Origin of the sequence: Paenibacillus sp. FSL M7-1414 (assembly GCF_038003195.1) — a bacterium.
Lineage (GTDB): Bacteria > Bacillota > Bacilli > Paenibacillales > Paenibacillaceae > Paenibacillus > Paenibacillus amylolyticus.
Genome location: NZ_JBBOOS010000001.1, coordinates 6,358,021 through 6,373,091, shown reverse-complemented (window position 1 = coordinate 6,373,091; position 15,071 = coordinate 6,358,021). Strand labels below are relative to the sequence as shown.

The 15,071-nt window shown below is 48.0% G+C and carries 12 protein-coding genes; 9 read left to right on the top strand and 3 right to left on the bottom strand.

The window, feature by feature from the left end; genetic code table 11:
• Positions 1-115: 115 nt before the first annotated feature.
• Positions 116-673, top strand: coding sequence for a stalk domain-containing protein (locus MHH92_RS27860; RefSeq protein WP_340907279.1), 558 nt, complete (start codon positions 116-118; stop codon positions 671-673).
• A gap of 185 nt (positions 674-858) precedes the next feature.
• On the opposite strand, the gene MHH92_RS27855 is transcribed toward MHH92_RS27860, so the two are convergent.
• Positions 859-2,052 (bottom strand): MFS transporter, encoded by a 1,194-nt coding sequence (locus MHH92_RS27855; protein ID WP_047840746.1) that lies wholly within the window; start codon positions 2,050-2,052, stop codon positions 859-861.
• Between the two features lie 163 nt (positions 2,053-2,215).
• Between MHH92_RS27855 and mobA the strand changes: the two genes are divergently transcribed.
• Positions 2,216-2,845, top strand: a complete 630-nt coding sequence (mobA, locus tag MHH92_RS27850; protein WP_340907278.1) for a molybdenum cofactor guanylyltransferase — start codon at positions 2,216-2,218, stop codon at positions 2,843-2,845.
• On the opposite strand, the gene MHH92_RS27845 is transcribed toward mobA, so the two are convergent.
• Positions 2,815-3,789, bottom strand: a complete 975-nt coding sequence (locus MHH92_RS27845; RefSeq protein ID WP_340907277.1) for an AraC family transcriptional regulator — start codon at positions 3,787-3,789, stop codon at positions 2,815-2,817. The genes mobA and MHH92_RS27845 overlap by 31 nt on opposite strands.
• Positions 3,790-4,034: 245 nt before the next feature.
• Here MHH92_RS27845 and MHH92_RS27840 point away from each other — a divergent pair, with 245 nt between their 5' ends.
• The 6 genes from MHH92_RS27840 to MHH92_RS27815 all read left to right on the top strand — a co-directional run bounded on the left by MHH92_RS27840 (position 4,035) and on the right by MHH92_RS27815 (position 12,598).
• Positions 4,035-6,038, top strand: coding sequence for a beta-galactosidase (locus MHH92_RS27840; protein WP_340907276.1), 2,004 nt, complete (start codon positions 4,035-4,037; stop codon positions 6,036-6,038).
• 347 nt (positions 6,039-6,385) lie between these two features.
• A complete protein-coding gene (locus MHH92_RS27835; RefSeq protein ID WP_340907274.1) occupies positions 6,386-8,176 on the top strand; it encodes a sensor histidine kinase in 1,791 nt (596 codons plus the stop codon).
• Positions 8,173-9,282: a response regulator gene (locus tag MHH92_RS27830; RefSeq protein ID WP_340907273.1), complete on the top strand. Its 1,110-nt coding sequence runs from the start codon at positions 8,173-8,175 to the stop codon at positions 9,280-9,282. The genes MHH92_RS27835 and MHH92_RS27830 overlap by 4 nt, the downstream gene beginning before the upstream one ends.
• 147 nt (positions 9,283-9,429) lie before the next feature.
• Positions 9,430-10,710, top strand: a complete 1,281-nt coding sequence (locus MHH92_RS27825) for an ABC transporter substrate-binding protein (protein ID WP_340907272.1) — start codon at positions 9,430-9,432, stop codon at positions 10,708-10,710.
• A 179-nt stretch (positions 10,711-10,889) separates the two neighbouring features.
• Positions 10,890-11,774, top strand: coding sequence for a carbohydrate ABC transporter permease (locus MHH92_RS27820; RefSeq protein WP_047840741.1), 885 nt, complete (start codon positions 10,890-10,892; stop codon positions 11,772-11,774).
• Positions 11,771-12,598, top strand: a complete 828-nt coding sequence (locus MHH92_RS27815) for a carbohydrate ABC transporter permease (protein ID WP_047840740.1) — start codon at positions 11,771-11,773, stop codon at positions 12,596-12,598. The genes MHH92_RS27820 and MHH92_RS27815 overlap by 4 nt, the downstream gene beginning before the upstream one ends.
• 160 nt (positions 12,599-12,758) lie before the next feature.
• On the opposite strand, the gene MHH92_RS27810 is transcribed toward MHH92_RS27815, so the two are convergent.
• On the bottom strand, positions 12,759-14,252 hold the full coding sequence (locus MHH92_RS27810) for an aminotransferase-like domain-containing protein (protein WP_340907270.1): 1,494 nt from the start codon (positions 14,250-14,252) through the stop codon (positions 12,759-12,761).
• A 135-nt stretch (positions 14,253-14,387) separates the two neighbouring features.
• Here MHH92_RS27810 and MHH92_RS27805 point away from each other — a divergent pair, with 135 nt between their 5' ends.
• Complete coding sequence (locus MHH92_RS27805; protein WP_340907269.1) at positions 14,388-14,996, top strand: LysE/ArgO family amino acid transporter; 609 nt, start codon at positions 14,388-14,390, stop codon at positions 14,994-14,996.
• Positions 14,997-15,071: the final 75 nt, after the last annotated feature.

Sequence of the window (15,071 nt, the reverse complement as noted above, 5' to 3'; positions counted from 1 at the left end):
GTTCTGCGTGGATACACAAAAAATAATTATTAATACAACGGGATACTTAAATAAACATTTTTCCAACTTTCGGCGTTTAAGTTAATGTGAACAATAATTTCAAGGAGGAATCAAGATGAAGCGATTTGTTTCTTTATTGTTGATGTTAACTTTAGCTGTCTGTGTAGGCTCTGTTGCCTCTGCTGCTTTGGACCAATCCCTAATAGATCTACCTTTTAAGGAACGTGCGGCGAATGTGTACAATTCATCACTAAAAAAAGTTGAACTAAGTGTCATAAAGGATGGAAAGGCAACAAAAACAACTTATAAATCCATTTATATCCCAGTGAAAGATGTTTTTAAACGATCTGGAGCAACGTTTAAATGGGATGGAAAGAAAAAAATCACCACGATTAAAAATGAAGGACAAGAACTGATTCTTAATTTCTCTGGCAAAGAAATCACAGCGGTTAACAATCAAGTTGTGCTCCCTCAAGAGTGGGTACAATTGAAAAACGGGGTCTCGAGTATGGATGCATTTGTCTTAGCATATATTTTTGAACTCTCGACTGATGACTCCGATCAAGAAAGAGTAGACTGGAAAGAGAAACTGAATTTCTTGGATATCAAAGGTACAACCGGTTTTCCAGGATTAGATAAGTATATGCATGTGTTTGTTCAGTTTAATGATTAGTTAAAATCTATAGAGAAAATAGCATCGTGTTCATATTATGATAGAACGAATTACAGCTCCGCTTTATCCCCGGATTTTACCCTTTGAAAAGGGAATCAAAAAAATCCGGGGATAACAGCGATCGAAAGATTCTTCTGTCCTCGTAGTGTTCCAGTGGAAATCCTTCAACTTTTTCAAACAAAAGATTATCTGTCCTCATCCATATTGCCCATCTCCGTCAATACAACTGGCTGATAGCCGTTACGTCGATTCGATAACCACATGATGCTAAATCCGACAGCGCCGATGAGCGAGAAGAATACGCCAATGCTATACATGATTTCTGCACCGAAGCTCTGGAACAACCAGCCGCCGAACAGACCGGCAATGACGCCGGAGAGACCGCCCCAGGCCATCGTGTAGACCGCTTGACCGGAAGAACGATAAGGTCTTGGGATAAACAGCATGGTCAGTTGCGTACCTACATAGAAGTACCCACCAAACGTAATGGAGTGCATCAACTGAATGAATACAATCTCCAGCGGGTTGTTAGCCAGTGCCATGAGCTGCCAGCGAAGTGCAAACAGCACACTGATCAGAATGAGAGATGCCAGGAGCATGCTCATTTTGCGTTTGAGTAAACGGTCGAGCAGAAGGAATACGCCGACTTCGAGAATGGATGAGGTGAAGATGGCCCAGCCGACCATCTGTTTGTCGCCACCCATTTCTACTATGTATAGTGACATAAACGTACTGTTCATGGCATTAGGCACCGATACGAGTACACCCAGGCCGATAAATGCCATAAAATACGGATTGAACATAACTTTGCCAAACCGCCGAAAAGTAACCACCGGTGTATCCGAAGCGATCGGCTGTCTGGGTAGAAATACGGATAATACAAAGGCGGTGGCAATCATGCACGCAAATATAATGGATACACTGCCGATGCCAAAACGGTCAATGAGCGGTCCGGCTGCGACGGCAGTCAGTGCCCAACCGAGTGAACCCCAGAGCCGGAATGATCCAAATTTTTGGTTTGTACCATCGATATATCCGAGAATCAGGCTATTAGTTTGAGCAAATAATGGACTTTGAAAAAAATAAAAGAAAATCATGGCTACATAGATCCACGTATACGTGGGCGCATAGAATACACCTTGGGCGAGCACAAATGTGCCTCCCATCATAATCATCAGAATGATACGAATGTTGCGAGATTTATCGCTCCAGAAACCCCAGAACGGGTTGGCAAACAAGGATACAAAGGGTCCAATCGCCATGAGACTGCCAATCTCCAGTTTGGTCATACCAATCTCTTGCAGGTAAAGCTGCAGGAATCCGGCAAAGATCGAGATGGCTCCATATATGAAAAAGTTATATAGTTTCAGTGAAACCAATGAGGGATTGCCTCTTGAAGGTGCAGGTCTGTCCAATTAAGCCATTCCTTTCAAATGCATATTGTTCAATGTATCATTTGTTGAAAGGGGATTCAATGCATAGCGAACGTTTTGAAATTGATGCAGTCAAACACATATCGTTACCAGGAGGGAGGATAACAACATGAACACGCGTGAATGGACAGGCATCATATTGGCAGGAGGATTATCCAGTCGCATGGGGACCAACAAGGCCATGCTGGAACTGAATGGTTCCGTTGTACTGCAACATGTCACAAATGCCATGAGACCCGCTGTATCCCGTATCATCGTGGCTGCCGGACCCAATGTGACAACCTACAGTACAATGGGCTACGACTGCGTTCAGGATCACTATCCGGGGAAGGGGCCACTCGCCGGTCTTCACGCGGCACTGGAGGATTCCGGTACGGAATGGAATCTAGTCTGCGCCTGCGATATGCCGCTCCTGCAAACGTCCTTTTTTGATGGGATAAAAAAGCTGGCCGAGTCGCATGACTCTTATTCTGCTATCGTTCCACGCGTGGGTGGACATGTCCACCCTCTTGCAGGGGCTTACCACATACGAGTGCTCCCTGATCTGGAGCAACGTCTGATACAGGATCATCTTCGAGTCATGCGATGGCTTGAAGAGATCGGTTGCTGTTATGTCGAAGCGGAAGAGCTTGAGAGAACGGGCGTTCATCAAGTAGCGATACAATTGAGTAATATGAACACGCCGGAAGAGTACGAGCGTATCCGTAATCAAGATTCAGGACTCGATTCCGATCTGTAGGATACAGGATCACCTGATGCATCTGCATGATGATTGCGATATTGAAGCGGGCTTTGGCCTGTCCAACGTTTGAATTGTCTGCTGAAATGGGACAGATGGGTGTAACCGAGCTTCCACGCAATTTCCCCGAGCGACAGCTCTGGCTGTTCGATCAGCACTTTGGCCTCCTGCAACTTCAAGCTGGACAGGTAAGCCCTGGGCGATCGCCCGTACACCTTGCGAAAGACCTGTAGACCATATCCCGGGCTTATGCCAAACGAGGATATAATCTGCTCTACTTTGACGGTGGATACACTGCTTTCCTTGGTTCGAAGCTGGGCATGGAATGCCTGCTTGATTGCCTCCGCTATAGCTCCCGCATAATGCATGGCTGTTGGAGCTGGTGCATGTGAAACAGCAACGGAAGTGGTGGCCTCCGGTTCATTGTCAGCGGCTTGGGACAACAGGGCGAACAGTTCAAACATGCGTGCCTGCATGATCATTTTGTCAGTGGATGTGTAGGCCTCAGATATGTTAATCATCCCCATCCAACCCTCCAGCACAACGCGCATTTTCCTATTATCAGCCGTACCTGCTGCGTAGATTCGGCTGTGCTGTGACATCAGCTTCAGGGTGAAGACCGGATCATCCACATTAAAGTGAGCGCTAAAATAAGTCATGCCTTCCGTGGATACACATTGATTTGTATGTTTGAACCCGGGAGGAATGAGAAGAATGGAACCTTTCTCCACGGTATAGGTATAACCATGAATCACACTCTCCTGCGTACCTTCGATGATCAACATAATCTCAAAGCCCGGATGTGATTCCTCGGGCATCGCCCATCCATAGGGTACTTGTTGGCTGTGAGCACCATAGAATTTGATGTTACAGTCGATAATAGGCAGCCAGTGGGCCAGCGTATGGTGTGGCATTTCTCGGAGCTGTGATCGGATATCCATCATATTCACCTCGGAAAAGGGTAAAAACAACTTGCCTTATACAATCGGCACCCGTAGTATACTTCATTATAATCAGTTTAACGTGAGCATGGTTAATCCATTTAACACATCAGCGTTTGAAGTGGTTGCTGAACAATTCTTGTTCTTCAACCGACATTAATGTAAACGCTACCATTACGGATTGGAATATGTCAACTCTTGCACACGTCAAGATCATTATATTATCCACCTAAAAAGGAGATTAAATCATGGACAAATTATTATATGGCGTAGCTTACTATGATGAATATATGCCTTACGAAAGATTGGACAAAGACATTCAGATGATGAAGGATGCAGGGATTAACGTGGTCCGCATTGCAGAATCAACCTGGAGTACCCATGAACCACAAAATGGCGTATTTGACTTCTCTTCCGTAGACCGTGTGCTGGATGCCATGCATGAGGCAGGGATTCAGGTCATCGTTGGGACACCAACGTATGCTGTTCCTACATGGATGGTCAAGGAACATCCGGACGTGCTGGCCACCACCTCGCAGGGACCTGGTAAATACGGCGCAAGACAGATCATGGATATTACACATCCAACTTATCTATTCTATGCCGAGCGGATCATCCGCAAGCTGATCTCTCGGGTAAGCACACATCCAGCGGTAATCGGTTATCAGACAGATAACGAGACGAAGCATTACAATACGGCCGGAGATAATGTCCAACTTCAATTCGTCAAATATATGCGGAACAAGTTCAGTTCTCTGGATGAACTCAACAAGGAATTTGGCCTCGACTACTGGAGCAATCGGATTAATAGTTGGGAAGACTTCCCGTCTGTTGTAGGAACGATCAACGGTAGTCTGGGCGCTGAATTTGCCAAGTTCCAGCGACAGCTGGTAACCAACTTTTTGGCTTGGCAAGTGGGAATCGTGAATGAATACAAACAGGAAGGACAGTTTGTTACCCAGAATTTTGACTTTGATTGGCGTGGATATTCCTACGGCATTCAAGGGGATGTGGATCATTTTGCCGCATCGAAACCTTTTGACATCACCAGTGTGGACATCTACCATCCTTCCCAGGATGATCTGACGGGCATTGAAATTTCATTCGGCGGGGATGTGGCGCGTTCAACCAAACAATCGAACTATCTGGTGCTGGAGACCGAAGCGCAGGCGTTCTGGCATTGGGTTCCCTATCCGGGGCAGCTACGCTTGCAGGCATTCAGTCATCTGGCATCAGGAGCGAACATGGTCGCCTACTGGCACTGGCATTCGTTGCATAATTCCTTTGAGACGTATTGGAAAGGATTGCTCAGTCATGATTTCGAACCGAATCCGGTGTACAACGAAGCAAAGACCATTGGTAGGGATTTTGCCCGTCTCAGTCCAAAGCTCGTGAATCTGAAGAAAACGAATCGGGTAGCCGTGCTGTTCAGTAATGAGGCACTGACATCCATCAAGTGGTTTGGTTTTAACTTCACCAGTGACAAGAACTACAATGACGTGGTGCGCTGGATGTACGATGAATTGTACAAGATGAACATTGGCTGTGACCTCATCGACCCATCGGTTGAGAGTTATGCGGAGTATGACGTACTCGTTGTACCTGCTCTGTATGCTGCTTCGGATTCATTGCTGGAAAAATTAAATCAATTCGTACAGGATGGCGGACATATCGTCTACTCGTTCAAAAGCGGATTTGCAAATGAGCATATCAAGGTACGCTCTACCCGCCAGCCCGGGCTAATTAGTGAGGCATGCGGGATCAGCTATAACCTTTTTGTAGAGCCAAAACATGTTTCGCTGCGCGATGATCCATTTGGAGTTGGTGAAGAGCAGAACCAGGTCCACACCTGGATGGAACTGATTACACCAACAACGGCTGAAGTACTCGCTTGGTATGATCATCCACATTGGGGTGAATATGCGGCAATTACCCAGAATGCCTATGGAAAAGGCAAAGCAACCTATGTCGGCTGTTACACCAGTTCTGCGGTGATCCGTAAGGTGTTGGAACGTGTCATGAAGGAAGCGGGCGTATGGGGAGATGATCAGGAGCTGGCTTTTCCTATCATTGTGAAGACAGGTGTGAACGATCAAGGGAACACGATTCGCTATTATTTCAATTATGCAGATGAGGCAACATCCTTCGTGAATGCTTATGGGGAAGGGACGGAACTTCTGGCAGGAACCCCGATTGCTGAAGGAGAGAAGATCGAACTGGAGCCATGGGGCATACGGATTGTCGAACAATAATAGGAAATAATAAATATAGGTATATAAGTTGAATTCAACATGTACACGTTAACGGAGAGGGCAGAAATAACCTGAGGAAGCGGAGCTAAAAGCTTTCTGAAAGAAAGCTGCATCGGAAGCATATACCTCGCCTTTATCAACGGATTTTCCCCTTAGAAAAGGGAATCAAAAAAATCCGGGGATAACAGCGATCAGAAGGTTGTTCTGACCACGTAGTGATCTCGTGTAACCATTCATTCTATTGTATAACGTGATATTTTAACATTTCCAAACGAATATAAAGACCAAAGCGCCCTCAGCTTCCATGCTGGGGCGTTTGTCTATTTTAGCTCAGGAGTGGATGCGCTGTGTTTACCGAATGTTATCGGAAGCTGATAGATCCTTTCAAACGCAGCATTCGCAATAAATTGATTCTTACCATGACGCTGCTGGCCGTTCTGCCCGTCATTGCCATGACCGCTATGGCTGCTGAGAATACCCGCTCTTCCATGGAAGAGGAGATTATGGAGACCAACCGAGCCAATATGAACTGGGCCTCCATCTATCTGGGTGAACAGTTCGCGCGCATGAACAACATTATCTATTCGATTCAGATCAGTGACGAATTGCATCAATATCTGGCGTTGAACGAGGAAGCGCCGGCGGCCAGCCGATTCGATGAACAGAAGGCCATGTTCAATATGCTGAACAGTGTATACTATTCGGCTGGCAATTATGTATTTGGCGTTGAACTGTACCTGAAGGAATTGGACACCTTGTTCACCTTCAACTCGATGGATTCTCGCATCAAAGCGGTATCGGAAATACCGGAAGGATATCATGAGCTTTTTGCACAACATAAAGATTTTACGATTATCAATGATCCGGACGATCCGCAAAAGTTTCACATGACCCGCAGCATGAACCGCTTCGAGGATCAGGCACAGATCGGGGCCATCAGTCTGGAGGTCAAGTGGGCTGAGTTCAACCAGACCCTGGAGCTGCTGGATAGCCGGGGTGACTATGCGGTATATATTGCTGACAGCACGGGGAGTCCGGTCTATCAGCCAAACCAAGATATTCAGCCTTCAGCGGAAGCACTGGAGGAATTGGCAGGCACAAAAGAAAGTTCGGGGTTTATCCGTACAGCCAAGGAGTACGTATTCTTTCATTCCATTGAGCCGTCAGGACTGCGTGTGATCAAGATTGTACCTGCCCATGTTGTTAACGAAAGTGCCTTGGAAACGATGAAATACGGATTGGTTGTGGGTGGCCTGGCCACTGTCATATCTGTGGGACTAGCTGCGCTGGTGGCCTGGCGGACATCAAAGCCCATTGTCAGACTGGCGAATTCCATGAAGGGTATTCAACTGATCAAGGGCAGGGAAGTGGTGCGAAGCGGTCGGGTAGATGAGATTGGTCTGCTGGAGAAAAATCTGCATGGCATGGCTAATCGTATTCGGGAACATATTCGCGACAACTACCTGATGAATCTGGAGAAGCAGACGGCCGAGCTCAAAGCACTGCAATCTCAGATCCATCCGCATTTCCTGCAAAACACACTGCAGATGATTGGCGGCATGGTCTACTCGCAAAAACCGGCAGACAGTTACAAGGTCATTCGAGCCTTGAGCGAGATGTTTCGTTATATTGTGCGAGCGCCAGATGGACTTGTACCCCTACAGTCTGAACTGGACCAGCTGGAGCATTATATGCTGATTCAGAAGCAACGTTTTGCCGGCAGGCTTGAATATACACTGGAGATTACCGGAGAACTTCGGGCGTGTTATATCCCCAAGTTGTCTTTGCAACCCATTGTGGAGAATGCATTTTTGCATGGTCTGGAGAAGAAACAGGGCGAATGGAAGCTGGGTATTAAGGTCGTCTGTGAACCTACAGATGTAACCATTCGAATTTGTGATAACGGCGTGGGTATGGATGCTGAGAAACTAACGGAGATGCAGTCCAGACTGGAGCGGCTTACCCGGCAGGCAGATCGGGTGTGGAGTTCAGGTACAAGTATTGGACTGGTCAATGCGGCCTCACGAATTATAATGCATTTTGGACCTGAATATGGGATGAGCATGGAAAGTGAATACGGACAGGGGACAAGCGTTACGGTACGAATCCCCTGCAATACAGGAGGCGAAGCCTTGTGACAAAGGAACTGTACAGAGTGCTGTTGGTGGATGATGAACCGTGGAACCGGGATATTTTGCGCAACCTGGGAGATTGGAATGAACTCGGCATGACCGTTGCAGGTGAGGCAGAGGATGGTGAGCAGGCCATACAACTGGTCAAGCAGCATCAGCCTCACATTATCATTACGGATATGCGAATGCCCGGTACAGACGGTGTGGAACTGTTACAGACGCTGAGCGGACAGTACCCACAGATCAAGGTGATCGTGGTGAGCGGATATGACGACTTCAATTATGCAAAACATGCGATCCGCCATCGGGCTGCAGATTATCTGCTCAAACCGGTGAATCCGGATGAACTGAATGGTGTGTTGGCCAAATGTGCAAAAGAATTGGAGAAGGTGGAATCTGCGCCTGAATCATGGGAATCGTACCCATCTTCGTTCGCAGGTGAGTTCTCCCTGTTTCAACAGCAGGCCCGCCTGCGGTTTAATGACCTGAACGTTCAGAGTCTGCGGGAGTGGTTCCAGCAGTTACAGCAGAAGCTGGAACGATGCGAGATTAACAGACCTCGGCAGCTTGGGCGGGTGGCTCATGAATTACAGGCTTTGCTGGATGAGTTGTGCGTCTCCAATGGCTTGTACGAGCGGCCCGAAGCAACGGCGCTACCTCCTGCGGCTGCACTGGCTTCCATTGAATCCACGATCGCATGGATTTCGACTCCGTACTATCAGGCTTTGGAGCAGCTGATTACGCAGCGCAAATTTAAGAACAAGCTGAACCTGGACGAGGTGAAGCAATACATTGAGCAACACTGTATGGAGATGATTACGCTGGAGCAGCTCGCCCAGATCTTTTTTGTCAGCAAGGAATATCTCAGCAAGGTATTCAAGAAAGAGTATGAGGTGAACGTAACCGACTATGTTATCCAATTACGTATGACGAGAGCGAAAGAATGGGTGATGGATGAACAGATTCCGTTCAAGCATGTTGCCGAGATGGCGGGTTATGAGGATGTGTCCTACTTCTATAGAGTGTTCAAGAAGCATTTCGGAGTTTCCCCAGGGGAGATGCGCAAGGGACAACCTCGTATGTCAGGCAATTCAGGCAGTAGCACGGAATGAGTCGTTCGAGAGAGCATTTGCGGCAGGATTAAGGTTTAAAATAATCCAATACACAAGTCTAATTTTGTCCAATGAAGCGCTTTCATTTACTGGTATATAATGAGCCTATGAAAGACAAACCAGTTACACACCGGGAGGTCATAAGAGATGAAAGTATGGAAAAGCGTAGCAAGTGCAGTACTGGTCAGTGTTCTGCTCGCAGGTTGCGGTTCCAATGCAGGAACGGACAATGGGCAGGAGGAATCGGCATCAGGCAGCACGGTATCACTCAAAGTATTCGTTGCACAACCTCGGCTGAAAGAACATTACGATAAATATATAGAACAGTTCAAAGCCAAGGAGAAAGCAGAGAAAAACATTGAGGTGAACGTGCAACTGGAGATGCCGCCAGCGGACAATGCCCCTCAGATTCTGAAGACACGACTCGCCTCCAATGATGCACCAGATGTGTTCGCCCTGCATGCAGTCAATGAGATTCCACCATTCAGCAAAGCTGGTTATCTGGAAGACCTGTCGGGCCAACCTTTTGTCGATAAGCTGCTGGATTCGGTTAAACCTTCCATAACGGATGCGGAGGGTAAAATCGTAGCTATTCCATCGGAAACAGTATCATGGGGCTATCTGTACAATAAAGATATTTTCAAAGAGCAAGGGCTGGAAGTGCCAACGACGTTAACGGAAATGAAAGCGGTCGTGGAGAAACTCAAAGCAGCCAACATTACACCGTTTGAACTGTCCTACAAAGAAGCCTGGATTCCGCAATTATTCCTGCCACTTACCGTGGGTGCATTAACTCAGTCTGAGCACAAAGACTTCGTGGAGAAGATGAATCAGGATCAGGGCTCCTTCTCCGATATGAAAGCATTGTTTGATATCTTTGATCTCGTCAATGCCAATGGAACGGACAAAGCGCTGGAAGTGGGCGGAGATGATGGTTCAGCAGCCTTCGCATCAGGAAGCGCCGCGATGTGGATTCAGGGACCATGGTTTGCCGAAACCATTCTGAAATCCAACCCGGACTTGAACTTTGGTGTAGCACCGATGCCGATTAATGACAATCCGGATGATACCAAAATCAATCTGAGCACCTCCACTTCATTGGCAGTATCGTCATCTAGCAAAAACAAAGAAGTGGCACTCGATTTCGTGAACTACATTCTCGATGACAAGGATTCAAGTGCATTCTTCGAAGCACTCAAGTTCAATCCGATTGCCAAGATCCATGACTTCAAGAGCTTCCCATGGGTAGACGATGCCCAGAAATATGTGAGTGAAGGTAAAGCCTATGAGGACCCATCCCTCCCTCAAGCGGTGAAAGACGAGTCAGGCAAAGCGTTGCAAGGCTACTACTCTGGGCAATTAAATCAACAGCAGGTTATCGATGCGCTCGACAAGGCGTGGAAATCCTACAACAAAGTCAACAAGTAAGGAGCTGTGAGGAAAGGAGTATCCGCTTTTGTTGGCAAATCTCAACGGTCTGAGAGTTTTGTCAACAAATGAGCGGTACTTTGTTTCGTCAGAGTCTCCAAGCAGATGATACGGCAGGCAGAACGTTCTTCGTTCCCTCGTTTACAATCATCCGCTTCGAGTGAAAAGGGGGAGAACCAATGGCTACGAATGTGTTCAAGAAGTATCTGTCACTGCTCGCGTTCACTGCGCCTGCCTTTGTCATCTATGCGATTTTCCTGCTGTATCCCACGTTTAGTGGCATGTTCTATAGTCTGACGGATTGGAACGGACTTAATCAGGATTACAGCTTTATCGGTCTGGGCAACTTCGTGGAATTGTTCAAAGAAGATCCTGACTTTCTGAACTCTCTGTGGTTCACGATGAAATATGTAATATTTATGCTGATTCTGCAAAATGGAATTGCCTTGCTGCTCGCCGTGTTGATTGAGTCACGAACGCGCAGCAAAGGGCTTTTCCGGACGCTGTTCTTCATGCCTAACATGATCAGTACAATCATCAGTGCTTTCATGTGGACCTTCATCTTCTCTCAGGTGCTGCCACAGCTCGCAGAGAAACTGGCTTTTTCGTTCCTCGACCAGCAATGGTTGGGTGATCCGAAGTTTTCATTTTACTCCATTTTGATCGTATCGCTCTGGAACGGTGTAGGGTATATGATGATCATCTATCTGGCTGCTCTCCAGGGTGTCCCGAAAAGTCTCAAGGAAGCGGCTGTTATTGATGGGGCCAACGCATTCCAGGTGCTGCGTAATGTAGTGTTGCCGATGATAACTCATGCCGTGACCATCTGTTTCTTCCTGACGCTGAACGGAGCATTCAAAGTGTTTGAAGTGGTGTATGGACTGACTGGTGGCGGACCGGGTCGGGCCACGCAGGTGATCACGATGAACATCTATGAAGAAGCGTTCTCCAACAACTTCAGATACGGCTATGCGAGTGCCAAATCGGTTGTGCTGTTCATCATCGTACTCATCTTTACACTCATCCAGATCACCGTCATGAAGAAGAAAGAGGTGGAGGCATGAGGATGCAACGACTGAACAGTTATCTGATTCGACTGCTGCTAATTCTGGGCTCTCTCGTCGCCATGCTGCCGATCTACATGGCGGTGGTGAACTCTTTCAAAACACAGGGTGAGATGTTCCAATCCTTTCTCGCGCTGCCAACAACGTTGCACTGGGAGAATTATTCGGACGCGTTTAACAAAATCAATCTGTTGGGCAGTTCCATGAACTCGGCAATTGTATCCTTTCTGGGGATCGGTGGTATCGTCTTCTGTGCCTCACTGGCGGGATACAAGCTGTCACGTACCTCCGGCCGTTTGAGTAACCTGATCTTCTTCCTGTTTGTTGCATCCATGCTGGTGCCGTTCCACTCGATCATGATTCCGCTGACACGGGTAGCCAAAGGCATGGGGGTGCAAGGAAGCACGTACGGATTGGCCCTGATCTATATCGGACTTGGCGTGAACATGGCAATCTTCCTCTATCACGGGTTTGTGAAGTCCATTCCGCGTGAATTGGAAGAATCAGCTCAGATGGACGGATGTAATGAGTTCCAGACATTCTTCCAGATTATCTTCCCACTCTTGCTGCCGATCACAGTCACCATCGCGATTCTGGACTTCCTGTGGATCTGGAATGACTTTTTGTTGCCACTACTCATGCTGACCGATGTGAATCGTTATACGCTGATACTGTCCACGAACATGCTGTTTGGTGAATATAACAAGGAATGGCCGTTGATTCTGTCCTCCCTGGTACTGACTGCGATTCCGGTTATTCTGATCTATGCGTTCTTCCAGAAGTTCATCATGGAGGGTATTGCAGAGGGTGCGGTCAAAGGATAGAACGTTCAAAGGAATCCCGCAGCGCATCTGGTGTTTGCCCGTTCTGTTATTCGGCCAAACTTTCGAAACTTACGCAAATAGCCTTGATCTGAAGGACGTGGTCCTTCAAGGTCAAGGCTGTTTTTTTGATTGTGAAATCAGGAAAAAGCATTCGTCGAAGTCAGGAGCCAGAATCCATAAGCCTGTGGACAGCCTCTGCCAGGCATTGTAGTCCACGCTCCATCTCATCGAGGGAAGCATAAGCGTAAGACAGCCGAATATGACTCGCATCTAACCGGTCATACAGATAACCCGGGTGGATAAGTACATTTTGATCCAGACAGGTATGGAACAATTGGCGGATAGAGAGCGGAGAGACAGTGAATTGCAGCCAGATGTAAAACCCGCCAGCGGGTATTTCCCACTCCGCAATCCCATGGAAGTGACGTTGAAGCAGCTCCAGCATGAAGTCTCTGCGTTTGCGAAGTTCAGGACGAAGGCGTTCCATATGTCCAGCGTGATGTCCTTCTGCGAACCACAGGGCAGCAGCTTCTTGGGCGAGTGAACTGGTACCATAATCGGTCTGCATCTTGATATCTGCGAGACGACGAATGACCGGCTCTGGCCCAACCAGCCATCCGAGGCGCAGTCCAGGACTGACTGCCTTTGACAGGGTGCCCATATGCAGCACCCGTCCTTCCTGGTCACGCGCCTTCAGCGATGACGGAGGAGGTTTATCCAACCACAGATCACTGTAGGCGGCATCCTCCAGTATGGAGATGCCTATTGTTCGAGCGGTGGTCATGAGTTCTTCCCGGCGGTGATCACTCATCACAGAGCCGGTGGGATTATGGAAGCTCGGGATCGTATAGAGAAGCGAGATGTGGTCTTGATCTTTTACATGCTGCGCAGCATCCTCCAGACGTACAATATGCAATCCTTCGTCATCCATAGGGATGCCACTCATTTTCAACCCTGCCGACTGAAAGGCGTGAATCGAATAGAGATACGACGGTTTTTCCAGCAGAACCGCTGATCCGCGAGGGAGCAGTCCGACCGAAATCAAGTGTAGCGCCTGAAGAGAGCCGGATACGATTAGTATGGAATCTGGAGAGGCCTGAATGCCGGTAGTCTGCAAATGGACGGATAAAGCCTCACGAAGCTCCAAGCTTCCTTGAGGTTCCAGATAGTTGAGTGTACGAGAACTATGGGACAGGGAGTACAGAATGTCGTTGAAAGCATCCTGAGGCATCAGCTCCGGGGCAAGCTCCCCTGTACCAAGACGTATGATGCCAGGCCGGAATTCAGCCTGATTAATCTGCTGGATCTCGGGCAGGTTGGGATAATACCAGCCCTCCTCAATGGCTTCGTTCCAATTGGGCTTCGCTCCGTGAGCCATACCATGCCAACCGGAGCCGGAAATATAAGTTCCCCCGCCATGTCTGCCTTCAATCAGACCAGCGGCAGCCAGATTATCAAGGGCAGTGACCAATGTACTGCGGTTTACCCCCATGGACTCAGCCCATAATCGCTGTGAGGGGAGACGATATCCTGCGGACCATTCGCCCGTTGTGATTTTCTGCCGGATATAGGCTTCAATCTGGCGATATAAGGGCAAGTCGAGAGAAGGGTTCGGCTTCCACCCCATGCTTAGCCGAGAATCAGAACGTTCCATAACTGGCAGAATCACCTCCGGTTTTCTTTGTAACAAACAATATATCATTTGGTTGGGTCTGATGCCATCCAAGTGGTTGGTTACGTCAGCCATCATCTGCCCTACTATGGAATACAGAGATAAGGGGGAAGCGCGATGGAGGTTGTTATTCACGCAGTGGTTCTGGCGTTTGGCCTGATCTTGCCACTGGGTGTGCAGAATGTATTTATTTTTAACCAAGGCATGAGCCAGAGGCGTTATATACATGCCCTGCCTGCTGTAATAACGGCAGGGGTCAGTGATACGTTGTTGATCGGGGCAGCCGTTGGAGGGGTGTCGCTCATTTTGTTGCAATGGCCATTGCTAGCGAATGTGTTGTATGCAGTAGGAAGCTTGTTTCTGCTATATATGGCATGGAGTATCTGGAGGTCGTCCGAATCTGTGGAAGGTTCGGGGACGGTAATGTCAGCGGGGCGACAAATTGCGTTCGCCGCATCGGTATCTTTACTCAATCCTCATGCTCTGCTGGATACGGTTGCCGTGATTGGCACCAGTTCACTTCAGTATGAAGGGGTGGAGCGCATTTATTTTGCCCTAACAGCCGCGGCTGTATCGTGGATATGGTTCTTGGGACTTGCAGGCGCAGGCAGGGTGATTGGCAGAACGGATCGAACTGGACGCATCAGTCTGGTGTTTAATCGGTTGTCCGCTGTAGTCATGGTTGGGCTGGCAGTTATGATGCTGTGGAAGCTCATCTATTCATAAATGGACCGTGATGTGGCGGGCCCACTTGTTAAAATAAAAAAACTCCCCGTGACGTTAATCGCACGGAGAGTTCAA